Source organism: Variovorax monticola (assembly GCF_051216855.1).
Lineage (GTDB): Bacteria > Pseudomonadota > Gammaproteobacteria > Burkholderiales > Burkholderiaceae_C > Variovorax.
In genome coordinates this window covers 183,358-206,060 of sequence record NZ_JBPJZP010000007.1, presented here as the reverse complement: position 1 = coordinate 206,060, position 22,703 = coordinate 183,358, and the positions used below count along the sequence as shown (strand labels likewise).

Sequence of the window (22,703 nt, the reverse complement as noted above, 5' to 3'; positions counted from 1 at the left end):
TCAGATTCAACGAAAGACACGCATGACCGCACTCAACGCCACCCATGACCCGAAGCTGCGCAGCTGGGTCGCCTCGGCCAACGCAGCCGGCACCGACTTTCCTGTGCAGAACCTGCCCTTCGGGCGCTTTCGCACCGCGGGCAGCGCAGAGGCCTTTCGCATCGGCGTGGCCATCGGCGACCAGGTGCTCGACCTGAAGGCCGCCGGCCTGGTCGACACCGACGACATGAACGCGCTGATGAGCGCCACCGCGCAAGACCGCCAGGCGCTGCGCGCCGCGATCTCCGCAGGCCTGGCCGAAGGCAGCGACAAAGAGGCCGCCTGGGCGAAGGCGCTGCTGCCGCAAGCCAAGGCCGAGATGACCGTGCCCTGCCGCATCGGCGACTACACCGACTTCTACACCGGCATCCATCACGCCACCACCATCGGCAAGCTGTTCCGCCCCGACCAGCCGCTGATGCCCAACTACAAGTGGGTGCCTATCGGCTACCACGGCCGCGCCTCGTCGATCGGCGTGAGCGGCCAGGTCTTCAAGCGGCCACAAGGCCAGACCAAGGCGCCCGACGCGACCGAGCCGAGCTTCGGCCCTTCGAAGCGGCTGGACTACGAGCTGGAGCTGGGCTTCCTGGTGGGACGCGGCAATGCGCTGGGCGAACCCATTGCCATCGGCGAGGCGGAAGACCACCTGTTCGGCGTGACGCTGCTCAACGACTGGTCGGCGCGCGACCTGCAGGCCTGGGAATACCAGCCGCTCGGCCCGTTCCTGGCGAAGAACTTCGCCAGCACGCTGTCGCCGTGGATCGTGACGATGGAAGCGCTGGCGCCGTTCCGCGCGAAGTTCGAGCGGCCCGCCGAAGATCCGCAACCGCTGCCCTACCTCGACTCGACCGCGAACCGCGAGGGCGGCGCGCTCGACATCACGCTCGAAGTGCTGCTGCAGACCGCGAAGATGCGCGCCGAAGGCGTTGCGCCCGTGCGCCTGACGCGCGGCAACACGACCGAAGCCGCCTACTGGACGGCCGCGCAGCTCGTCACGCACCACACGGTGAACGGCTGCAACCTGCAGCCGGGCGACCTGCTGGGCTCGGGCACGCTGTCGGGACCCAAGCCCGACGAAGCGGGTTCGCTGATGGAACTGACGCTGGGCGGCAAGCAGCCGATCACGCTGCCGAACGGCGAGAAGCGCACGTTCCTGGAAGACGGGGACACGCTGGTGATGCGCGGTTATTGCGAGCGCGCGGGGGCGGTGCGCATCGGGCTGGGCGAGGTCAGCGGCACGGTGGCCTGAGGCATCGCGCGGTCTTCAGGGCCGCTCGCCCTCACCCCAACCCTCTCCCGCAAGCGGGAGAGGGAGCAAGGCATCGGGGCGAATTGAGTAGTGCGCGGTGGCATTCGTGTTGTCACTTCTCCTTCCAGGGAGAGTGAACAAGGCATCAGGGCGAATTGCGTGCGCGGTGGCATCTGTGTTGTCCCCTCTCCCTCCGGGAGAGGGTTAGGGTGAGGGCTCGCGGCCTCACCACATCGCGCGGACTTCATTGCCGCCTACCCCCACCCTGCCCCTCCCCCAGCGGGGGAGGGAGCAAGACGGGTCAGGGCGCCGTTGCAGGCGTTGTCACCGGCGCCGGCCACGCCACTTCGCTCGCCACGCGCGGCTTGCCCACCGGCGCGGTTGCCTTGCCGATCTTCACTGCCGCCAGGTCGGCCTCGCTCGGGTACTGGTTCGCGAGCCAGTAGTCGAACACGCGGCGCGCAATGGGCGCCGCGGCGCCCGCGCCCCAGCCGGCGTTTTCCACGACCACGGCAATGGCGATCTTCGGATCGTTCACCGGCGCGAAGCCCATGAACAGGGCATGGTCGCGCTGGTGCTCCTCCAGCGCGCGGGCGTTGTACTTGGTGTTCTGCGCCTGCGTCACGGCCTGCGCGGTGCCGGTCTTGCCGGCCGCCTGGTAGAGCGCCCCCGCGAACACGCCGCGCGCCGTGCCGCTGGTGACCACGCTGGTCAGGCCTTCGCGGATCACCGAAATGGCCGCCGGCGTGTAGCCCAGGCTTTCGGCCGGCACCGGCGGCAGCGGCACCACCTGCCCGCTCACCGTGTTGCGCGTGGCCAGCACCAGGTGCGGCTTGTGCTTGATGCCGCCGTCGGCCACGATGGACGTGGCCTGCGCCAGCTGCAGCATCGTGAAGGCGTTGTAGCCCTGGCCGATGCCCAGCGAAATGGTCTCGCCCGCGTACCACTTCTTCTGCTCGGGGCGCTTGTAGGTGTTGCGCTTCCACTCGGTGCTCGGCAGCACGCCGCGCACCTCGCCGCCCAGGTCGATGCCGGTGATCTGGCCGAAGCCCAGCGGCTTCATGGCGTCGTGGATCAGGTCCACGCCCATCTCGTTGGCCAGTGAGTAGAAATAGATGTTGCTCGACAGCTGGATCGCGCGGCGCATGTCCACGCCGCCCAGGTTGCCTTCGGGGCTGCCGAAGCGGTGGCCGCCGAAGTTGAAATACCCGGGGTCGTTCACCACCACGCTGGGGCCGCGCTTGCCGGTCTGCAGCGCCGCCAGCGCCATGAAGGGCTTGTAGGTGGAGCCGGGCGGGTAGGTGCCGCGCAGGGCGCGGTTGAGCAAGGGCTTGTCGAGCGACTCGGTCAGCGCCGCCCAGCTTTCGTTGTCGATGCCCTCGACGAACAGGTTGGGGTCGAAGGTGGGCTTGCTCACGAAGGCCAGCACCTCGCCTGTCTTGGGGTCGATGGCCACCACCGCACCGCGCCGGTCGCCGAACATGTCTTCCACCAGCTTCTGCAGCTTGATGTCCAGCGACAGCATCACGGTGTTGCCGGGCGTGGCCGGGTGGCTGGCCAGGCGTCGCACGGCGCGCCCGCCGGCGGAGGTTTCCATCTGCTCCACGCCGGTCTGGCCGTGCAGCGTTTTTTCGTAGCTCTGCTCGATGCCCAGCTTGCCGATGTAGTCGGTGCCCTTGTAGTTGGCCTGGTCTTCCTCGGCCCAGTCTTCCATCGCGACCTTCTCGCGCTGGTTGATGCGCCCGATGTAGCCGAGCACGTGCGAGGCCAGCTCGCCCTGCGGGTAGTTGCGGAACAGGCGCGCCTTGATCTCCACGCCCGGAAAGCGGTAGCGCTGCGCGGCGAAGCGCGCCACCTCTTCGTCGCTCAGGCGGGTGCGGATGGGAATGGAGTCGAAGCTGCGCGAATCTTCGCGCAGGCGCTTGAAGCGGCGGCGGTCGCGCGCCGAGACCTCCAGCACCTGCGTGAGGCTGTCGATGGTTTCGTCGACGTCGCCTACTTTGGAGGGCGTGATCTCCAGCGTGTACGCCGAGTAGTTCGAGGCCAGCACGATGCCGTTGCGGTCGAGAATGAGGCCCCGGTTGGGCACCACCGGCACCACCGCCGTGCGGTTGCTCTCGGCCTGCTCGGCCAGGTCTTCGTGCCGCGTGACCTGCAGGTAGATCAGCCGCGCGCACAGCAGGCTGAACGCGAACAGCACGGCCATGCCGATGACGATCACACGGCGCTTGAAGCGCGCGAGGTCGGCGGCAACGTTGCGGATTTCGGTCATGGCGGTGCGAGCTTAGGCGCGGGCAGGTGCGATGGCAAATGCGGGGGCGTGCGGCCGCCGCCGGGCCGCCCCAAGGCGGGCCGCGCCTCCCCCTCGGGGGGTGGAGTTACACGCAGCGAAGCGAAGTGAAAAGCCGGGGGGCGCCATGACTAAAGAGGGCGGTTCTCGTCCCGGTCGGGGGTGCGGCGCTGCGGGGCGAGCAACAAGGCCGAGGCCAGCGGCCACAGCGCGGCCTCGATGCCGGGCGAGATCAGCACCGTCCAGCCCGGGAACACGCCCCCGCCGACCATGCGCGTGACCACCTCGATCAGCTGCGACAGCGCAAACAGCGGCAGCACCTGCAGCGCCTGCGACAGCACCGGGTACCACAGCAGGCGCCGGTGGATGGTGATCGCGAAGAAGCCCAGCGTGGTGTAGGACAGCGCATGCTGGCCCAGCATGGACGACTGGTGCACGTCCATGAACAGCCCGAACACGAAGGCCGCGCCGATGCCCACGCGCATGGGCTGGTGCACGCCCCAGAACACGATCACCAGCGCCAGCAGGTCGGGCATCCAGACGGCGCGCCCGATCGGGATCATGTTGACCAGCGCCGCCACGACGAGGCTGGTCCACATGAACAGCGGGCTGACGGGCAGCAGCAGCTGCTGTTGGCCGGGGCGCTTGATCATCGGCGTTCTCCCTGCTTCTTCTCGTTCTTGCCCGCGCCGGGCTTGCCGTCGGGGCGCTTGCGCTGGGTGGCAGCCGGCGCAGCCACCGGCGGCGCGGACGGCGTGCCGGTGGGCGCCAGCACCAGCACATAGCGCGCGGCCGTCACATGGGCCAGCGGCACGCAGTAGATGCGGGCGAAGGCCGAGTCGGCGCGCCGCTCGATGCGCTCGATCTTCGCCACCGGCAGGCCGGCGGGGTAGATGCCGTCGACGCCGCTGGTGGACAGCAGGTCGCCTTCCTGCAGGTCGGCATTGGCGGCCATGAAGCGCAGCTCCAGCCCGCCGCCGTGCGCCGAAGCGTCGCCGAAGGCCACGCTGCGCACGCCGGTGCGGGTGTTCTGCACGGGAATGGACAGGTCGCGGTCGATCACCAGCGTGACCTCGCTCGTGAAGGGCAGCACCTGCGTGACCTGGCCCAGCACGCCGCGCGAATCGATCACCGGCGAGCCGGGCGCCACGCCCTGGGCCATGCCCTGGTCGATGACGATCTTGCGGGTGTAGGGGTCGGCCGCGTCGTAGAGCACCTCGGCCGCGCGGCCGGGGGTCTGCGTGGTCTGGCGCAGTTCGAGCAGTTCGCGCAGGCGGACGTTGTCCTGCGCCAGCGTGTCGGCCTGGGCGGCGCGCTCGGCCTGCATCATCAGCGCCTTGCGGGCATCGTCCTCGTTGCGCTGCGCGGTCTGCAGGTCTTCGAGGTAGCGCCCGCCGCCCAGCACGGCCTGCACCGGCTTCAGCGCCACCCATTGCACCGGGTAGAGCACCGCGCCGATGGCCGCGCGAACCGGCTGCACGATATGAAAACGTGCATCGGCCACCATGAGGAACAAGGCGAGTGCGCCGAAGAAGATCAGCTTGCTGAGCGCCGACTGCCCCTGGTTGAACAGGGGGGGCGCTGTGCGATCGAGCGTGCCCAGAGGCATGAGGTCAGACCCGGCGGTGGTGCGGAATCAAATAACAAAAAGCCGGCCTGCGCAAGCAGAGGCCGGCAATGAGGACTGGTGGCCCTTCACTCGCTGGTGAAGATGCTTCCCAGACGGTCCATGCGTTCGAGGGCGATGCCGCAACCGCGCACCACGCAGGTCAGCGGGTCTTCGGCCACCAGCACCGGCAGGCCGGTTTCCTCGGCCAGCAGGCGGTCGAGGTCGCGCAGCAGGGCGCCGCCGCCGGTGAGCATCATGCCGCGGTCGGCGATGTCGGCGCCCAGCTCGGGCGGCGTCTGCTCCAGCGCGTTCTTCACGGCCGAGACGATGTTGTTGAGCGGATCGGTCAGGGCTTCCAGCACTTCGTTGCTGCTGATGGTGAAGCTGCGCGGCACGCCTTCGGACAGGTTGCGGCCCTTGACTTCCATTTCCTTGACTTCGGAGCCCGGGAAGGCCGAGCCGATGGTCTTCTTGATGACTTCGGCCGTCGGCTCGCCGATCAGCATGCCGTAGTTGCGGCGGATGTAGTTGATGATGGCTTCGTCGAAACGGTCGCCGCCCACGCGGACCGAGCCCTTGTAGACCATGCCGCCCAGGCTGATGACGCCCACTTCGGTGGTGCCGCCGCCGATGTCCACCACCATCGAGCCCGAGGCCTCGCTGACGGGGAGGCCTGCGCCGATGGCCGCGGCCATGGGTTCTTCGATGAGGTAGACCGACGTGGCGCCGGCGGCTTCGGCCGCGTCCTTGATGGCGCGGCGCTCGACCTGGGTCGAGCCGCAGGGCACGCAGATGATGATGCGCGGGCTCGGGGTGAGCAGCGTGCGCGGGTGCACCATCTTGATGAACTGCTTGATCATCTGCTCGGTGATCACGAAGTCGGCAATGACGCCGTCCTTCATCGGGCGGATCGCCTCGATGTTGCCGGGCACCTTGCCCAGCATGGCCTTGGCCTCGCGGCCGACGGCCTGGATCACCTTCTTGCCGTGGGGACCGCCTTCGTGGCGGATGGCCACCACGGAAGGCTCGTCCAGCACGATGCCCTTGTTACGGGCAAATATGAGGGTGTTGGCGGTGCCGAGGTCGATCGCAAGGTCGGTGGAAAAGTACCGACGGAAAGCTCCAAACATGTGCGGAATCCTCTGAGCACGGCCTGCGCGTCGGCAGGTCGTCGCTCTATTTTTGGGTCGTTTGACGGGGTGAATTGATCGTTTTTGGCGCAAAAGCCGACGCGTTCGCGGGGGTTGCGGCAAAGGCGGGATAATACCCGAATCCCCTCTGATTCCTGTATTAGCACCGGCCTCACGGTGCGATTACCTTCGCTTTTTGGCGTTCAGCCCCTATGTCACTTTCTGCTTCCGATATCGCGCGCATTGCCTCACTGGCGAGGCTGCAGCTGGCTTCCGACGAAAGCGAGCGCATGCTCAGCCAGATCAACGGCTTTTTCAACCTGGTCGAGCGCATGCGTTCGGTGGACACCACCGGCGTCGAGCCGCTGGCCCACCCCGTGGCCACCCTCGAAGACATCACGCTGCGCCTGCGCGACGACGTGGTGAGCGAGCCGAACAACCGCGAAGCCAACCAGAAGAGCGCCCCGGCCGTCGAAGCCGGCCTGTTCCTCGTGCCCAAGGTGATCGAATGACGAACGGCGAACTGCACCAGATGGGGGTGGTCGCCCTGGCCAAGGCGCTGGCCGAGCGCAAGGTCTCGGCCGTCGAAGCCTCGCAGGCTTTCCTGGGCCGCATGAAGGCCCACGAGTCGCTCGGCACTTTCGTGGCCGTCGATGAAGAAGTCACGCTGGCCCAGGCCCGCGCGGCCGACGCCCTGATCGCCAAGGGCAATGCCCCGGCGCTGGCCGGCGTGCCGATCGCGCACAAGGACATCTTCGTCACCACCGATTTCGCCACCACCGCCGGCTCGAAGATGCTCGCGGGCTACCGCTCGCCCTTCGACGCCACCGTGGTGCGCCGCCTGGCCGAGGCCGGCGCGGTCACGCTGGGCAAGCTGAGCTGCGACGAGTTCGCGATGGGCTCGGCCAACGAGAACGTCGCCGTGCCCGCCGTGGGCCACGACCAGCCCGTGCCTGTGCAGAACCCCTGGAACCGCGCGCACATTCCGGGCGGCTCGTCCGGCGCCAGCGCGGCCGCCGTGGCGGCCCGCCTGGCGCCCGCGGCCACCGGCACCGACACCGGCGGCTCGATTCGCCAGCCCGCCTCGTTCTGCGGCGTGACCGGCATCAAGCCGACCTACGGCCGCGCCTCGCGCTACGGCATGGTGGCCTTCGCCTCCAGCCTCGACCAGGCCGGCCCCATGGCCCGCTCAGCCGAAGACTGCGCGCTGCTGCTGTCGGCCTTCTGCGGCCCCGACCTCGACCGCGACTCCACCTCGCTCGACAGGCCCGCCGAAGACTTCGGCCGCTCGCTGAACGATTCGCTCGAGGGCCTGCGCATCGGCGTGCCCAGGGAGTTCTTCGGCGAAGGCGTGGCGCCGGGCGTTCGAGCGGCCATCGACGCGGCGCTCTCGCAGTACGAGAAGCTCGGTGCGAAGCGTGTCGAGGTCTCGCTGCCGCGCACCGAACTGTCGATTCCCGTGTACTACATCCTGGCCGCGGCCGAGGCCTCGAGCAACCTGAGCCGCTTCGACGGCGTGAAGTTCGGCCACCGCGCCAGGCAGTACAAGGACCTGGCCGAGATGTACGAGCGCACGCGCGCCGAAGGCTTCGGCGACGAGGTGAAGCGCCGCATCATGATCGGCACCTACGTGCTGTCGCACGGCTACTACGACGCGTACTACCTGCAGGCGCAAAAGGTGCGCCGCATGATCGCCGACGACTTCCAGCAGGCCTTCATGCAGTGCGACGTGATCGCCGGCCCCGCCGCGCCGACCACCGCATGGAAGCTCGGCGAGCACGGCGACGACCCCGTGGCCGACTACCTGGCCGACATCTTCACCCTGCCCGCCTCGCTGGCCGGCCTGCCAGGCATGAGCGTGCCCGCGGGCTTCGACGCCGGCCTGCCCGTGGGCCTGCAGCTCATCGGCAACTACTTCGGCGAAGCGAAGCTGCTCAACGCAGGCCACCGCTTCCAGCAGGCGACCGACTGGCATACGCGCACGCCGGAGGGCTTCTGACATGAGCGAAACCGTGAACACATTCGAAGCACAACAACAAGGCCGCCCGACCGGCCCGCTGGTGCGCGGTTATGAAGTCATCATCGGCTTCGAGACGCACGCCCAGCTGTCGACCGCCAGCAAGATCTTCAGCCGCGCTTCCACCGCCTTCGGCGCCGAGCCCAACACGCAGGCCTGCGCGGTCGACCTGGCGCTGCCGGGCACGCTGCCCGTGATGAACAAGGGCGCGGTCGAACGCGCCATCAAGCTCGGCCTGGCGCTGGGCTCGCACATTTCGCCGCGCAGCGTGTTCGCGCGCAAGAACTACTTCTATCCCGACCTGCCCAAGGGCTACCAGATCAGCCAGTTCGAGATTCCGGTGGTGCAAGGCGGCTCGGTGTCGTTCTTCCTCGGCGAAGAAAGGAAGACCGTGCGCCTGGTGCGCGCCCACCTCGAGGAAGACGCGGGCAAGTCGCTGCACGAAGACTTCATCGGCCAGAGCGGCATCGACCTGAACCGCGCCGGCACGCCGCTGCTGGAGATCGTGACCGAACCCGATATGCGCTCCACCGCCGAGGCCGTGGCCTATGCGCGCGAGCTGCACAAGATCGTGACGTGGATCGGCATCTGCGACGGCAACATGCAGGAAGGCAGCTTCCGCTGCGACGCCAACGTGTCGGTGCGCAAGCCCGGCGACAAGCTCGGCACGCGCCGCGAGATCAAGAACCTGAACAGCTTCAAGTTCATGCAGCAGGCGATCGACTACGAGATCCGCTGGCAGATCGAGGAGATCGAGGACGGCCGCAGGATCGAGCAGGCTACCGTGCTGTTCAACACCGACACTGGCGAGACGCGCGCGATGCGTGCCAAGGAAGACTCGGCCGACTACCGCTACTTTCCCGATCCTGACCTGCCGCCGCTGGTGATCGCGGCCGACTGGATCGAGCGCGTGCGCAGCGAGATGCCCGAGTTGCCGCGCGCGATGGCCGAGCGCTATGTGCGCGACCACGGCCTCTCGGAATACGACGCCACGCAGCTCACGCAAAGCACGGCGCTCGCACGCTATTTCGACGACGCGGTGAAAGCCGGCGCCACGCCCAAGCTCGCGAGCAACTGGATCACCGGCGAGATGGCGCGCCGCCTCAACGCGCAGGAGATCGGCATCGAGGCGGCACCCGTCAGCGCGCTGCAGCTCGGCCAACTGGTCCAGCGCATCGCCGAAGGCACGCTGGCGAACAACGCGGCGCGCCAGGTGTTCGACGCGCTGTGGACCGGCGAAGGCAGCGATGTCGACGCGATCATCGAAGCGAAAGACTTGAAGCCGATGGCCGACACCGGCGCACTCGACAAGATCCTCGACGAGGTGATTGCGAAGAACGCGAAGAACGTCGAGGAGTACCGCGGCGGCAAGGAGAAGGCGCTCAACGCCCTCGTGGGCCAGGTCATGAAGGCCAGCGGGGGCAAGGCGAACCCCGCGCAGGTCACCGAGCTCTTGAAGACCAGGCTCGGCTGAGTTCTACCGACCGGGGCCTTGGCGCACCTCGCCGCAAGGCCCCGGCGGTGTCAGCGAGGCGTGCCGCCGTTTTGCGCAGACCAGAGCGTTTTCAGGCGCACGCGCTCTTCGTCGAAGCGCGCATTCACCCGCTTCTTCTCGTCTTCCTGCTCCGCGATGAAGCGGTTCTGCACCGCCACGCTCTGCGTGTTGTCCTCGATCTTGCGGCGCACCGCGCCGGGCGCCTTGCTCGGGTCCAGCTTGTAGAACTCCATCTCCTCGTCGACCTTCTTGCGGTCGTCGGCCAGCTCGGCAATGCGCTTGCGCGCCGCCTGGGTCACCGCATCGACCTGCGCCAGCGCCTCGTTGCGCTCGCGGTCGTGCGTGGCGGCATTCGGATAGCGCACCAGCAACGCACGCTCGCGGCGGCGCTCGTCGGTGATGCGCGCGGCCTGGATGGCGGCTTCGCGGGCACGGTCTTCGCGATCCTGCAGCTCGCGCGCCGTGTAGGTGGGCTCGACCTTGCGGCGCACCGAGCCGCTGGGGTTCAGCTCGCGCTGCTCGCGGTCGCTGCACTCGGCAATCGGCCGGTCGGCCGTGAGCGTGCGGCCGCGGGCGTCGGTGCAGGTGAAGATGCCGGGCCCGGCGCCGTCGAGCTTCTGCGGCTGCGCATGCAACGCGCCGCAGAACGACGAAGCCAGGACGAACAGAAATGCCGCCGCCCGCAGGCGAGTCGGCTGGCCGTGATCGCGTGCGTGCATGCGGGCCTTGCGTCAGTTGGCGCCGTAGCGCGTGCGGTAGGCCAGCACGCGCTCGTGGTGCGCGCCCAGGTCGGCGGCGGCAGTGCCCGAGAGGTAGCTCAGCAGGTCGTCCAGCGTGGCGATGGCGATCACCGACAGGCCGAGCTGGTTGCGCACGTACTGCACGGCGCTGTGGTTCACGTCGACACCGTTCTCGGTGGCCTTTTCCTGCCGGTCGAGCGCGATGGCCACGGCATGCGGCGTGGCGCCCGCGGCCTGGATGGCGGCAATCGACTCGCGCACCGCCGTGCCTGCCGACATGACGTCGTCCACGATCAGCACGCGGCCCTTCAGCGGCGCGCCCACCAGCGTGCCGCCCTCGCCGTGCGCCTTGGCTTCCTTGCGGTTGTAGGCAAAGGGGTGGTTGCGGCCGCGCCGCGCAAGCTCGGCGGCCACCGTGGCGCCCAGCGGAATGCCCTTGTAGGCGGGGCCGAAGATCATGTCGAATTCGAGCCCGCTCTCGATGATGCGGTCTGCATAGAATCCGGCCAGACGGGCGATCTTGCCGCCGTCGTCGAAGAGCCCCGAATTGAAGAAATAAGGACTCATTCGGCCGGCCTTGGTCTTGAATTCGCCGAAGCGCAGCACGCCGGCATCCAACGCGAACTGGACGAAGTCCTGTGCGACCGCGCTGCTTTTCTCACCATCTACAGCCATCGGAAATTCCTTGTGTTCAAACTGACCAGTCTCAATCTCAATGGCCTGCGTTCGGCCGCTACCAAAGGCGTGGCCGACTGGGTGGCCGAACTTGCGCCGGATTGTATTTGCATGCAGGAGATCCGGGTCCAGGCCAGCGACATCGAAGGCCGCTTCGAGGAGATGGCCGGCCTGAAGGGCCACTTTCACTTTGCCGAGAAGAAAGGCTACGCCGGCACCGCGATCTACACCAGGCACGCACCGAGCCAGGTGGTGGTGGGCTGGGGCGACGCCGAGTTCGACGCCGAGGGCCGCTACCTCGAACTGCGCTTCGACACGCCCAGCCGCAAGTTCTCCGTCATCAGCTGCTACTTCCCCAGCGGCAGCTCGGGCGAGGAGCGCCAGGAGGCCAAGTTCCGCTTTCTGAAGGGCTTCTTTCCGCACCTGATCGCGCTGAAGAAGGAGCGCGACTTCGTGTTGTGCGGCGACATCAACATCGCCCACAAGGAAATCGACCTGAAGAACTGGCGCGGCAACCGCAAGAACAGCGGTTTCCTGCCCGAGGAGCGCGCCTGGATGACGAACCTGCTGGACACCGGCGCCGAGGGCGCGGGCCTGGTGGACGTGTACCGCATGCTCAAGCCCGACACCACCGACGAGGCCTACACCTGGTGGAGCAACCGCGGCCAGGCCTACGCCAACAACGTGGGGTGGCGGCTGGACTACCACTTGGCCACGCCGGCCATCGGCGCGCTGGCGCGCACGGAGCAGATCTACAAGACCGTGAAGTTCAGCGACCACGCGCCGATCACGGTGGAGTACGACTTCACGCTCTGACCGCCAGTACCTAAGCATTCGATACTCGCCCCATGGCCATCAAGAAATCCGACCTGTACTCGTCCCTCTGGGCCTCTTGCGATGAACTGCGCGGCGGCATGGATGCCAGCCAGTACAAGGACTACGTCCTGTTCATGCTGTTCATCAAGTACATCAGCGACAAGTACGCTGACTCCGACGACTTTGCGCCGCCGGTGGTCATCCCCCCAGGCGCGAGCTTCAAGGACATGATTGCCCTGAAGGGCAAGCCGGACATCGGCGATCGCATCAACACCGAGATCATCCAGCCGCTGATCGATGCCAACAGCCGCCTGGCACGCAGCGACTTCCCCAACTTCAACGACCCCGAGAAGCTGGGCACCGGCGCCGAGATGGTGGAGCGCCTGAGCAACCTGGTCAGCATCTTCCAGAAGCCCGAGCTGGACTTCTCGCAGAACCGGGCCGAGCACGACGACATCCTGGGCGATGCGTACGAATACCTGATGCGCCATTTCGCTACCGAAAGCGGCAAGAGCAAAGGCCAGTTCTACACGCCCTCGGAAGTCAGCCGCATCATTGCCAAGGTGATTGGCATCTCGCCAGCCAACACCCGCGGCAGCACCACCGCCTACGACCCCACTTGCGGCTCGGGCTCGCTGCTGCTGAAGGTGGCGGCGGAGGCCGGCAACAAGATCACGCTGGAAGGGCAAGAGAAGGACGTGACCACCGCCGGCCTGGCGCGCATGAACATGATCCTGCACGACTTCCCCACGGCCAACATCCTCAGCGGCAACACCCTGGCCAGCCCGAAGTTCAAGGATGGCGAGCAGCTGCGCACCTACGACTACGTGGTGGCCAACCCGCCGTTTTCCGACAAGGCCTGGAGCACCGGCCTGACCCCGTCCAACGACCCCTACCAGCGCTTCGCCTGGGGCGAGCCGCCCGCCAAGCAGGGCGACTATGCCTACCTGCTGCACATCATTCGCAGCATGAAGGGCACGGGCAAAGCCGCTTGCATCCTGCCGCACGGCGTGCTGTTTCGGGGCGGCGCCGAAGGCGTGCTGCGCAAGAAGTTGCTGAACTCGGGCTTCCTCAAAGGCATCATCGGCCTGCCCGCCAACCTGTTCTTCGGAACCGGCATTCCGGCCTGCATTCTTGTGCTTGACAAAGAAAACGCCGCAGCACGCAAGGGCGTGATGATGATCGACGCCAGCCAAGGATTCATCAAGGATGGCCCCAAGAACCGGTTGCGCGAGCAAGACGTGCACCGCATCGTCGACAGCTTCCAAAAGTTTGAAGAAGTGCCGCGCTATGCGCGCATGGTGCCGCTGGGCGAAATCGCCAACGACAAGAATGACTACAACCTCAACCTGCCGCGCTACATCGACAGCAGCGAGCAGGAAGACATCCAGGACCTCAGTGCCCACCTGAATGGCGGGATCCCGGATCGCGACCTGTTTGGCGAAGGCAGCACCCTGGCCCCGTATTGGCAGGTGATGCCCACGCTTCGCGCCACCTTGTTTGCGCCCGTGCCGAACGACACCCGCGAGGGCTACAGCCAGCTGCAACCGCCTGTGGCCGACGTGAAAGCCGCCATCCTGGGCCATGCCGAGTTCTGCGCCTTTCAAGCCACGGCGACGCAGCTGTTTGCAGATTGGCAGGCACGCAACGAGCCACGCATGAAAGGCCTGAGAGTCGGCGACCACCCCAAGGCTTTCATCGAGCGGTTGTCTGAAGACCTGCTGGCCACCTTCAAGGCTGCCCCACTGGTGGACGCCTACAGCGTGTATCAGCACTTGATGGACTATTGGGCCGAATCTATGCAAGACGACGTATATGCCGTGACCCAAGACGGCTGGGCGGCAAGGCCCGCGCGCATCATCGAGACCGACAAGAAGGGCAAGAAGAAGGACAAGGGCTGGGCCTGCGACCTGGTGCCCAAGGCCCTTATCGTGGAACGCTACTTTGTCGCACAACAGACCGCGCTCGACGCCGAACAAGCCAGGCTGGACGCCGCCAGCAGCGCCATCACCGAACTGGAAGACGAGCACAGTGGCGAAGATGCCGTATTTGGCGGCTTCGACAAGATCAATGCCGCGGCGGTGAAAGACCGCATCAAAGAGATTGGCGCGGACGCCGACGGCGCGGCCGAACTGAAGGTGTTGAAGGACTGGCTCCGGCTCAGCACCGACGAGGTGGGCTTGAAGAAATGCATCAAGGAGCTGGATGCCCAACTGGACAAACTGGCACATGACCACTACGCCCAGTTGAGCGGAGCCGACGTTCAGCAACTGGTGGTGAAAGATAAGTGGCTGGCGCGGTTGGGTGCCGATTTGCAAGGGGAACTGAACCGGGTGAGCCAGACGTTGACGCGGCGGATTCGAGAACTGGCGGAGCGCTATGCCACGCCGCTGCCGCAGCTAGCTGACGAGGTGCACGCACTGTCGGCGCAGGTAGGGGCGCATTTGCAGCGCATGGGGGTGGTATGGAGGTAGGAGCAAAGTACCCCGAACTTGGCCCTATTCCAACTGGCTGGAAGGTCAGAACACTCGGAGGTCTCGGCAAGCTGGAGATGGGCAAAGGTCTTCTAAAAGGAGAAATTCAGCCTTATGGGGAAATTCCGGCGATTCCCTATACCAGCCTCTATACCGATTTCTCAGAAGTCATCGACCTCAAGCACTCAAAGTGGTACATCGAACGAAGGTCAGCGACATACGTCGTCTCGGCTCCATGCGTCCTGATAGCGAGCTCCTCAAATGTTGCCGCGAATACGGGCAAAGCTTGCGCCTTAGTCGAAAATTCGCCTGTGGCTATTGGCAGAGAGGTAATCGTCCTCAAGACACAGCAGTGTGTCGCCTACATTTCGTACCTTCTCAGTCAAGCTCGCTATCGTCAACGGACGCTCGAGCTTGCCAAAGGAACCACGATCAAGCACGTCTACCCCGCGACGTTTACGAACTATGCAATCGCACTGCCACCAGCAGCCGAGCAAAGTGCTATCGCCAACGCGCTTTCAGACGTCGATGCCCTGATTGCCGGGCTGGAGCGGCTGATCGCCAAGAAGTGCGACATCAAACAGGCCGCGATGCAGCAACTCCTCACCGGCCAAACCCGCCTGCCGGGTTTCGATGTGGAGTGGGAAATCAAGTTGCTGCCGGAGTTGGCCGACATCCGAAGTGGTGGCACACCGAGCACAAACGACCCTGCTGCTTGGGATGGCGACATTGCTTGGTGCACGCCCACCGATATCACCGCGTTGTCTGGCGGAAAGTATTTAACCGACACAGCACGGCGAATCACAGCGTATGGACTCAAACAAAGTTCGGCGGAAGTCATTCCCGCAGGCGCGATCGTCATGACCTCGCGCGCCACGATTGGCGAATGCGCAATCAACGTTGGTCCGGTTTCGACCAATCAGGGCTTCAAGAACTTTGTTCCGTTTCAGCATGTCGATGCCGAATTTCTCTATTACTTGCTATCAACCCAAAAAGCCGGGTTTATCAGCCTATGTGGAGGAAGTACTTTTCTCGAAATTGGCAAGGCGCAGCTGCGAAGCTATGAGGTTCGTTTGCCAGCCGAGAAGACGGAGCAAACCGCCATCGCCACCGTCCTCTCTGACATGGACGCCGACCTCTACGCCCTCGAATCCCGCCTCGCCAAAACCCGCGACATCAAGCAAGGAATGATGCAAGAGCTGCTGACAGGAAGGACACGGCTTGTCGATTCGGCTGAACAAACATCTGTTCAAAAGACGGAGCCCGCCGAGGAGCGCAAGGCCAATATCCATTTCGTGCGAAGCGTGCTGGCAGCCGAGATCGTGGACCAGTTGCATGAAGAGCCGACGTTCGGCCACGTCAAGTTCGAGAAGATGATGTTCCTGGCCGAGCACCTGTGTCATGTGGACACCGGCTCGCACTACGTCCGCAAGGCCGCAGGTCCGCTCGACCGCAAGGCGCTGCATTCCATCGACAGTCAGTTGCGTAGCCAGAAGTGGTTCGACGGGCGCAAGGAAAACGGCCGCTACAGGTATGTTCCGCTGGACAAGCGCGGCGGCCACAAGAACTACTTCGACCGGTACTTCGCATCCATCCATACCCAGCTTTCAGAGATGCTCGACACCTTTCGGAGCTGGGACACGGAGCGGTGCGAAATCGTCGCCACGCTGTACGCCGCATGGAACGACCTGCTCCGGGAAAAGGGCGCGGTCTCGGACGAGATGATCGTGCACGAAGTGCTCAACAACTGGCACGAATCCAAGCAGCGCATCTCTGAAGAGCGCTGGCTGAAGGCGCTAGGCTGGATGCGGGAGAAGAGCTATGTTCCGGGCCCGGTTGCCGGGACAAAGGATGACTAAAGCCGACCTCCTGCGCATGTGGCGCCTCAGGCTGCGGCGAAGACAGCCGCCAATAGTTCAAGCGAAATTCCACCAATGCCGATGGTCTGGCCAACCTCTAATCCAGACTCGCCAAAACCTGCACTGTCAAGCAAGGCATGATGCAAAGCTGCTGACCGGAAGGACCCTCCCAGTATGAGTACCGATCCCACTGAGGCATTCGCATGATCCGCAAGCTTCACATTCACGGATTCAAGTCCATCCAAGAGGCCAAATTGGAATTGGGGCGCCTGAATTGCTTTATTGGCGCCAATGGCGTGGGCAAAAGCAATGTGCTGGAAGCGTTGGGCGTGCTGGGCGCCGCAGCCAACGGCGTAGTGGACGATGAAAGTCTGCTGCGCCGTGGCGTACGGGCGGGCTTGCCGCGCTTGTACAAGAGCTCTTTCGCGGCGGAACGCACGCCGGCACACATTGGCCTGGGTGTTGAGGGCGCCAAGTACGAAGCGTTCAGGGTGTCCTTGCTGAATCCATTGGAGTCTCCCGATCCGGCTTGGACCTACAAGACTGAAGTCTTGACAGATGGCATCGATGAAATCGTGTCAGATGGGGTGCGCAACAAAAAGAACCTGAACCCGCAGGCGGGCTTGGCCGTCTTGCGCTTGGTGGAGCTGTTGCCCACCAACGCCGCCGCGTTGTTGATGCAGCGCTTGCAGAACTACGCCATTTATTGCCCCAACACGCCCACCTTACGCGGTGTTGCGCCGGATGTGCAGTCGCGTCCGCCTGTGGGGCTGAACGGAGGGCAACTAGCAGAAGCCTTTGAATCGCTGCGCCAATACTTGGACGCCAAGGGCCTTGAGGGCGCTGAGGTGCTGGACCAGGTGCTCGAGCTGATCGACTGGGTGGTGGATGTGCAGGCCACGAGCCACGGCGCGTCTTTGATATCCAGCAAGGTGCCCCGCACCAAGCTGATGCTCAAGTTCACAGACCGGTTCATGGCCAAGAGTCGCAATGAGTTGACGGCCTACGACGCGAGCGAAGGCGCGCTGTATATCCTCTTTTGCGCAGTGCTGTGCCTGCTGCCCCAGGCGCCCAAGATGCTTGCCATCGACAACCTCGACCAGGCACTGAACCCGCGCTTGTTGACGCGGATGGCATCTCGGCTTTCAGGCTGGCTGCAGTTTGGCAACTTGGAGCGGCAGCTGCTGTTCACGGCGCACAATCCGGCTGTGCTGGATGGGCTGGATCTGTCCGACCCCGAAACGCGGTTGTTTGCCGTGGAGCGGAACAGCGATGGCATGACGGTGGTGCGGCGCATTGAGCCATCGCCCAAGTTGGCAGCGATGAACCAAGAATTCCCACTGTCGCGCCTGTGGATGATGGGCCACTTGGGAGCGGTGCCCAATGTCTGAGCCACGCATTGCGCTGGTGGCCGAGGGGCCGACCGACTTCGAGGTGATCAATGCCGCGCTCAAGGCGATATTGCCGCGTCGGTTCACCTTGACCCTATTGCAGCCAGAGCCGACCCTGCCAGCAATGGGCAGCGGTTGGGGTGGCGTGTTGAAGTGGTGCGCCGCGGCGGGTGCTCGCCATGCGAACACACTGGACACCGACCCCACTCTGGAGGGTTTTGATCTGCTGGTGATTCACTTGGACGTGGACGTGGCGCAGGCGCGGTACGCAGACTGTGGACTTCAAGTGCCTGCGCAGGCCACCGCGAATGGCTGGGCCGCTTTGCCATGCCATGTGCCTTGTCCACCGGTGACTGGCACATGCACCCTACTGGAGGCTGTGTTGTCCAGCTGGTTGAGCCCTGCCAGCGCAGGCGCCAAGACCGTGTTTTGCTTGCCTGCGCAGTCGTCTGGCACATGGCTGGCAGCGGCCCGGCTACCCGCAAACCATGCGTTGTTGATGGGGGCTGAATGCAACGTGGCGGTGGAGTCGCGCTTGGCCCGGTTGCCGCTGGCCCAGCGAATCCGCAAGGTGGTTTTTGAGTACCGGGCTCAGGCGGGCCACGTGACGGCCAATTGGGCTGGCGTCAAAGCAATTTGCAGTCAGGCCGTGGCGTTTGAGAGGGCCGTGCAGGCGGCGCTCTGATGGGCAAGCGTCACCTCTTTTCCTGCGCCAGCTTGATGTGCGGGAACCGTGTGGTGGCTCGCTGCAAACGCAGTTCCAACTCGAAAACACATTGGCCCGTTTCCAATGCGGTAGAACTGGCCACGGCACGCAGCACGGCCCTCCGGCTGGGCGTCTTTGGCTGGGGTGCAGGTGTTTTAAGCGCGCGGCGGACCTTCGGTTCATCCATGAATAGATTATCGAACTGCGATGCGGTCTTCGCCGGGCCGGGCAGGCAACTCAGCGCAGTCACCCCTCAAGTTACCCCCGAAGTCAGCGTCCCATTCAACCGGGCTAGCTGCCCACTCGCCTACTCGACCGAAGAATAAGCCATGCCCCCTGCTCTGCGCCCCGAACGCGTCACCCAGAACCGCGTCGTCGCCCGCCTGACAGCCAGCCCCACCGCAGGCGGCCTGGGCTACGGCAACCTGGGCAACTGGAGCAAACGCGGGGGCAACCGCTGCATCGAGCCAGAACTGCTGCGCGCCAGCCTGCAGCAACGTGGTTATTCAGCCGTGCAGATCGCGCAAGCGCTGCAAAAGCTGATGGCGGCGGCCGATGCAACGGGCGTCACGCTGTACCAGGCCAACCTTCGCACCTACCAGTTGCTGCGCTACGGCGTGCCGGTGCAGGTGGCGGCGGGCGTGCCGCATGAAACGGTGCATCTGATCGACTGGGCCAACCCTGCCAACAACCACTTTGCACTGGCCGAGGAGGTGACGCTGAAGGGTGGACACGAGCGCAGGCCCGACATCGTGCTTTACGTGAACGGCATCGCGGTGGTGGTGGTCGAGCTCAAACGCAGCTCGGTGGACTTGGCCCACGGCATCCGCCAGCTGATCACCAACCAGGAAGCCATCTTCAACCAGGGCTTTTTCAGCACGGTGCAGCTGGTGCTGGCGGGCAGCGATTCGCAAGGCCTGCGCTACGGCACCACCGGCACACCAGAGAAGTTCTTTGTGGAATGGAAGCATCACAAGGCCGAGGGTGAGACTGCAGCCGACTTGGCCGAGGGCGGCTTGCTCGATGGCCCGTTGGTGCAGATGCTGGTGCCCGCACAGCTGTTGGACCTGGTGCGAAACTTCGTGATCTTCGATGGCGGCCATAAGAAGGTGCCTCGCCTGCATCAATACGAGGGCGTGAAGGCGGCGCAAGAGCGCCTCAAGCGGCAAGAGGGTGGCGTGATCTGGCATACCCAGGGCAGTGGCAAAAGCATCCTGATGGTGTTGATGGCCAAGTGGCTGCTGGAGCACGATCCGGAGGCGCGCATCCTGGTCGTGACCGACCGCGACGAACTGGACAAGCAAATCGAAGGCGTGATGCGCAATGCCGGGGTAATTGGCGCCGAGGCGCCGTCGCCACGCATCCAGTCACGGCGCGATTTGCTGGAGAAGCTGGGCACGGCATCGCCACGGCTGATGTGCGCCTTGATCCACAAGATCGACACCGCCGACCTGAAGGGCGAGCCGCCCCGGCTGGCGGGCCGCTTCTATGTGTTCGTTGACGAGTGCCATCGCACCCAGGGCGGCGACATGAACAAGCAGATGAAACGCTGGCTGGCCAGCGCAGTCTTCGTCGGCTTCACTGGCACGCCGCTGCTGCGCCGCGACAAGCAAACCACACGCGAGGTGTTTGGCACCTTCATCCACACCTACAAGTTCAACGAGGCCGTCGCCGACAAGGTGGTGCTGGACCTGAAGTACGAGGCGCGCGCCGTGCCACAGCGCTTGACCTCGCCGAAAGCCGTGGACGACTGGTTCGAAAAAGCCGCCAAGGGCTTGAACAATTACCAGAAGTCCATGCTGCGCAAACGCTGGGCCACGATGGAAGACCTGATGAGTTCGGGCGAGCGCAAGCAGCGCATCATGGCCGACATCATTCACGACTTTGGCGTGCGGCCGCGCCTGAACAACGACCGCGGCACGGCCATTCTGGTGGCCGCCTCGATCTACGATGCCTGCCACTACTACCGGCTGTTTCAGAACACCAGCTTCGGCAAGCACTGCGGGATCATCACGTCCTTCGAACCCAACCACAACGCCATCTCGCAAGAGCCCAAAGACAGCGATGAACGCTACAAGTTCGACACCTATACCCAGCATGTGCTGAAGGCGGGGTCTGCCGGTTTTCAGAACACGACGCTGTACGAGACGGAGATGAAGCGGCGCTTCATCGAGGAGCCAGCCAACCTCAAGCTGCTGATCGTGGTGAGCAAGCTGCTGACGGGTTTCGATGCGCCCAGTTGCACCTACATCTACCTGGACAACGAGCTGCGGGACCACAACCTGTTCCAGGCCATTTGCCGAACCAACCGGCTCGATGGCGAGGACAAGGACTACGGCCACATCGTCGACTACAAGGAATCGCTGGACAACGTGCAGAAGGCCTTGGCTGTCTATACCTCCGATGAGCTGGACACCGAGAGCGGCGAAGGGGCAGAGCTGACGGTCAAAGACTGGCGCGACGAAGGCCGCATCAAGCTGGATGCCGCCCGGGAAGCATTGGTCTACCTGTGCGCGCCGGTCAAGCAGCCGCAGGGCATTGAGCAGCACATCCACTACTTCTGCGGCAGCGCAAGCGATGCGTCCGCACTGAACGATACGGAGCCACTGCGCATCGCTTTCTACAAGGCAGTGGCGGCTTACGTTCGGGCGTATGCCGACCTGGCGCAGAACCTGGAAGAAGCGGGCTACGGCGCCGTGCAGATCGATGCCTTCGAGAAGGAAACCGCCTTCTACAGCGAGCTCCGGGCGGCCATCAAAAACCATTCAGGCGAAGAGCTGGACACCAAGCCCTTCGAGGCGGACATGCGCCATCTCATCAACACCTACATCCAGGCCGACCCGGCGGATTTGTTGGGGGACTTGAGTTCAATGTCGCTGACCGAGTTGATCATCGAGACGGGCATCCACGATGCCATCGCCCGCAAGCTGAACGAGAAGGGCAAGCTTTCAAAGAATGCCATTGCCGAGGGCATCATCAACAACGTCCGCAAGACCATCATCCGCGACCAGCTGACCGACCCCAAGTTCTACGAGCAGATGAGCAAGCTGCTGGAAGATCTGATTCAGCAGCAACGTGATGACACCGACAGTTATGCGCAATTCTTGAAAAACGCCGAAGCGCTGGCAAAGCACCTGGGCGGCAAGGGCGCTGACAACGACCGGTTGCCCATTGCTCTGCGTGGTAACAAAGAGGCTGCGGTGCTCTACAACAATCTGCCTGATGTGCTGGCTGCCGCCACCACGGAAAACAACATGGTGGCAGAGCCGCATGCCGCATATGGCGACGAATGCCTCTACCGCGCGCTGAGCCTGGACAAAGCCATTCGCGACAAAGCGCCCTCGAGCTGGAAGGGCGACCCGGCACGCGAGGCACAAGTGCTGAATGCCATCTTCCCGATCATGAACAACAACAAGGCCGCGACCTTGGCTATCTTCGAGATCATCAAGAACCAACCAGGGTACTGATGCGCAACGAAGAGATCGTCTTGGGCGCATTGCGGATCAGCCTGGTCCGCAAGCGCGTGAAGAATGTGCACCTGACCGTGCATCCGCCCGAGGGGCGGGTGACGCTGGTCGCGCCGGAGAATACCCGCGCGGAAGTGGCACGGGCCTACGCGATCTCCAAACTCGCCTGGATTCGCCAGCAACAGATGGCCCTGAACGCCCAGGCGCGTGAGACACCGCGCCGGTTTCGCGAACGCGAGAGCCACGAACTGTGGGGGCGCCGCCATCTGATGACCGTGCGGGAGGCCGACGTCAAGCCATTTGTAAAGCACGATCACAAGCGCATCACGCTCACCGTGCGGCCCGGCCATGACCTTGCCAAGCGCGCCGAGGTGATGCATGAATGGCACAAGGCCTTGCTGCATGGCCTGATGCCGAAGCTGATTGCCAAATGGGAGACCAAACTGGGCGTGCGCGTCTCTGGCTATTTTCTTCAGCGCATGAAAACCAAGTGGGGCAGTTGCAACCATGTCGCCGGACACATCCGACTCAACACCGAACTGGTGAAGAAGCCTAAAGACCTGGTGGAGTACGTGGTGGTGCACGAGATGCTGCACCTTCTGGAGCCAACGCACAGTGAGCGCTTCGTGGCCTTGCTGGATCGGCATTGGCCGCAGTGGCGTGAGGCACGTGCGGAACTCAATGCCTTGCCGCTAGGGGTTTGAGACGAGGCGTTCGCACCGAGAAGATCACGCGCTGAGCGGCAG

Annotated in this window: 18 protein-coding genes; 11 read left to right on the top strand and 7 right to left on the bottom strand. The window is 64.5% G+C overall.

Annotation, left to right across the window (positions count from 1 at the left end; translation table 11 throughout):
* Nucleotides 1-22 precede the first annotated feature (22 nt).
* Nucleotides 23-1,288 (top strand): fumarylacetoacetase, encoded by a 1,266-nt coding sequence (gene fahA, locus ACSFA5_RS25050; protein WP_435446753.1) that lies wholly within the window; start codon nt 23-25, stop codon nt 1,286-1,288.
* Nucleotides 1,289-1,589: 301 nt separating this feature from the next.
* Here the strand turns inward: fahA and mrdA are convergent, their stop codons facing one another.
* The 4 genes from mrdA to ACSFA5_RS25030 all read right to left on the bottom strand — a co-directional run bounded on the left by mrdA (nt 1,590) and on the right by ACSFA5_RS25030 (nt 6,317).
* Nucleotides 1,590-3,560 (bottom strand): penicillin-binding protein 2, encoded by a 1,971-nt coding sequence (gene mrdA / locus ACSFA5_RS25045; RefSeq protein ID WP_435446752.1) that lies wholly within the window; start codon nt 3,558-3,560, stop codon nt 1,590-1,592.
* 149 nt (nt 3,561-3,709) lie between these two features.
* Nucleotides 3,710-4,231 carry a rod shape-determining protein MreD gene (gene mreD / locus ACSFA5_RS25040; protein ID WP_435446751.1) on the bottom strand — a complete coding sequence of 174 codons (522 nt, stop codon included), beginning with the start codon at nt 4,229-4,231 and terminating at the stop codon, nt 3,710-3,712.
* Nucleotides 4,228-5,187, bottom strand: a complete 960-nt coding sequence (gene mreC / locus ACSFA5_RS25035; protein ID WP_435446750.1) for a rod shape-determining protein MreC — start codon at nt 5,185-5,187, stop codon at nt 4,228-4,230. The genes mreD and mreC overlap by 4 nt, the downstream gene beginning before the upstream one ends.
* An 86-nt stretch (nt 5,188-5,273) precedes the next feature.
* Entirely contained in the window at nt 5,274-6,317 is a 1,044-nt protein-coding gene (locus ACSFA5_RS25030; protein WP_013538761.1) for a rod shape-determining protein, read from the bottom strand.
* Between the two features lie 212 nt (nt 6,318-6,529).
* Here ACSFA5_RS25030 and gatC point away from each other — a divergent pair, with 212 nt between their 5' ends.
* From gatC to gatB, 3 genes are read left to right on the top strand one after another with little or no spacing between them, the layout of a single operon-like run.
* On the top strand, nt 6,530-6,829 hold the full coding sequence (gene gatC / locus ACSFA5_RS25025; RefSeq protein ID WP_435446749.1) for an Asp-tRNA(Asn)/Glu-tRNA(Gln) amidotransferase subunit GatC: 300 nt from the start codon (nt 6,530-6,532) through the stop codon (nt 6,827-6,829).
* The gene (gene gatA / locus ACSFA5_RS25020) at nt 6,826-8,316 is read left to right on the top strand and encodes an Asp-tRNA(Asn)/Glu-tRNA(Gln) amidotransferase subunit GatA (RefSeq protein WP_435446748.1); all 1,491 of its coding nucleotides are present in this window, start codon (nt 6,826-6,828) and stop codon (nt 8,314-8,316) included. Before gatC ends, gatA begins: the two co-directional genes overlap by 4 nt.
* Before the next feature lies 1 nt (nt 8,317).
* The gene (gatB, locus tag ACSFA5_RS25015; protein WP_435446747.1) at nt 8,318-9,808 is read left to right on the top strand and encodes an Asp-tRNA(Asn)/Glu-tRNA(Gln) amidotransferase subunit GatB; all 1,491 of its coding nucleotides are present in this window, start codon (nt 8,318-8,320) and stop codon (nt 9,806-9,808) included.
* 50 nt (nt 9,809-9,858) lie between these two features.
* Here the strand turns inward: gatB and ACSFA5_RS25010 are convergent, their stop codons facing one another.
* Nucleotides 9,859-10,548, bottom strand: a complete 690-nt coding sequence (locus ACSFA5_RS25010; protein WP_435446746.1) for a DUF4124 domain-containing protein — start codon at nt 10,546-10,548, stop codon at nt 9,859-9,861.
* Nucleotides 10,549-10,560: 12 nt separating this feature from the next.
* The gene (gene pyrE / locus ACSFA5_RS25005) at nt 10,561-11,244 is read right to left on the bottom strand and encodes an orotate phosphoribosyltransferase (protein WP_435446745.1); all 684 of its coding nucleotides are present in this window, start codon (nt 11,242-11,244) and stop codon (nt 10,561-10,563) included.
* A 12-nt stretch (nt 11,245-11,256) separates the two neighbouring features.
* Here pyrE and ACSFA5_RS25000 point away from each other — a divergent pair, with 12 nt between their 5' ends.
* The 5 genes from ACSFA5_RS25000 (at nt 11,257) to ACSFA5_RS24980 (ending at nt 18,469) form a co-directional block, all read left to right on the top strand.
* Nucleotides 11,257-12,060 carry an exodeoxyribonuclease III gene (locus ACSFA5_RS25000; RefSeq protein WP_435446744.1) on the top strand — a complete coding sequence of 268 codons (804 nt, stop codon included), beginning with the start codon at nt 11,257-11,259 and terminating at the stop codon, nt 12,058-12,060.
* A 32-nt stretch (nt 12,061-12,092) separates the two neighbouring features.
* A complete protein-coding gene (locus ACSFA5_RS24995; RefSeq protein WP_435446743.1) occupies nt 12,093-14,534 on the top strand; it encodes a type I restriction-modification system subunit M in 2,442 nt (813 codons plus the stop codon).
* Nucleotides 14,525-16,393 (top strand): restriction endonuclease subunit S, encoded by a 1,869-nt coding sequence (locus tag ACSFA5_RS24990; protein WP_435446742.1) that lies wholly within the window; start codon nt 14,525-14,527, stop codon nt 16,391-16,393. The genes ACSFA5_RS24995 and ACSFA5_RS24990 overlap by 10 nt, the downstream gene beginning before the upstream one ends.
* 203 nt (nt 16,394-16,596) lie before the next feature.
* Nucleotides 16,597-17,784 (top strand): AAA family ATPase, encoded by a 1,188-nt coding sequence (locus ACSFA5_RS24985; protein WP_435446741.1) that lies wholly within the window; start codon nt 16,597-16,599, stop codon nt 17,782-17,784.
* Entirely contained in the window at nt 17,777-18,469 is a 693-nt protein-coding gene (locus ACSFA5_RS24980) for a hypothetical protein (protein WP_435446740.1), read from the top strand. Before ACSFA5_RS24985 ends, ACSFA5_RS24980 begins: the two co-directional genes overlap by 8 nt.
* A gap of 10 nt (nt 18,470-18,479) precedes the next feature.
* On the opposite strand, the gene ACSFA5_RS24975 is transcribed toward ACSFA5_RS24980, so the two are convergent.
* A complete protein-coding gene (locus tag ACSFA5_RS24975) occupies nt 18,480-18,677 on the bottom strand; it encodes a hypothetical protein (protein ID WP_435446739.1) in 198 nt (65 codons plus the stop codon).
* A gap of 142 nt (nt 18,678-18,819) precedes the next feature.
* Here ACSFA5_RS24975 and ACSFA5_RS24970 point away from each other — a divergent pair, with 142 nt between their 5' ends.
* Complete coding sequence (locus ACSFA5_RS24970; RefSeq protein ID WP_435446738.1) at nt 18,820-21,957, top strand: type I restriction endonuclease subunit R; 3,138 nt, start codon at nt 18,820-18,822, stop codon at nt 21,955-21,957.
* Nucleotides 21,957-22,661 (top strand): M48 family metallopeptidase, encoded by a 705-nt coding sequence (locus ACSFA5_RS24965; protein ID WP_435446737.1) that lies wholly within the window; start codon nt 21,957-21,959, stop codon nt 22,659-22,661. The genes ACSFA5_RS24970 and ACSFA5_RS24965 overlap by 1 nt, the downstream gene beginning before the upstream one ends.
* Nucleotides 22,662-22,703: the final 42 nt, after the last annotated feature.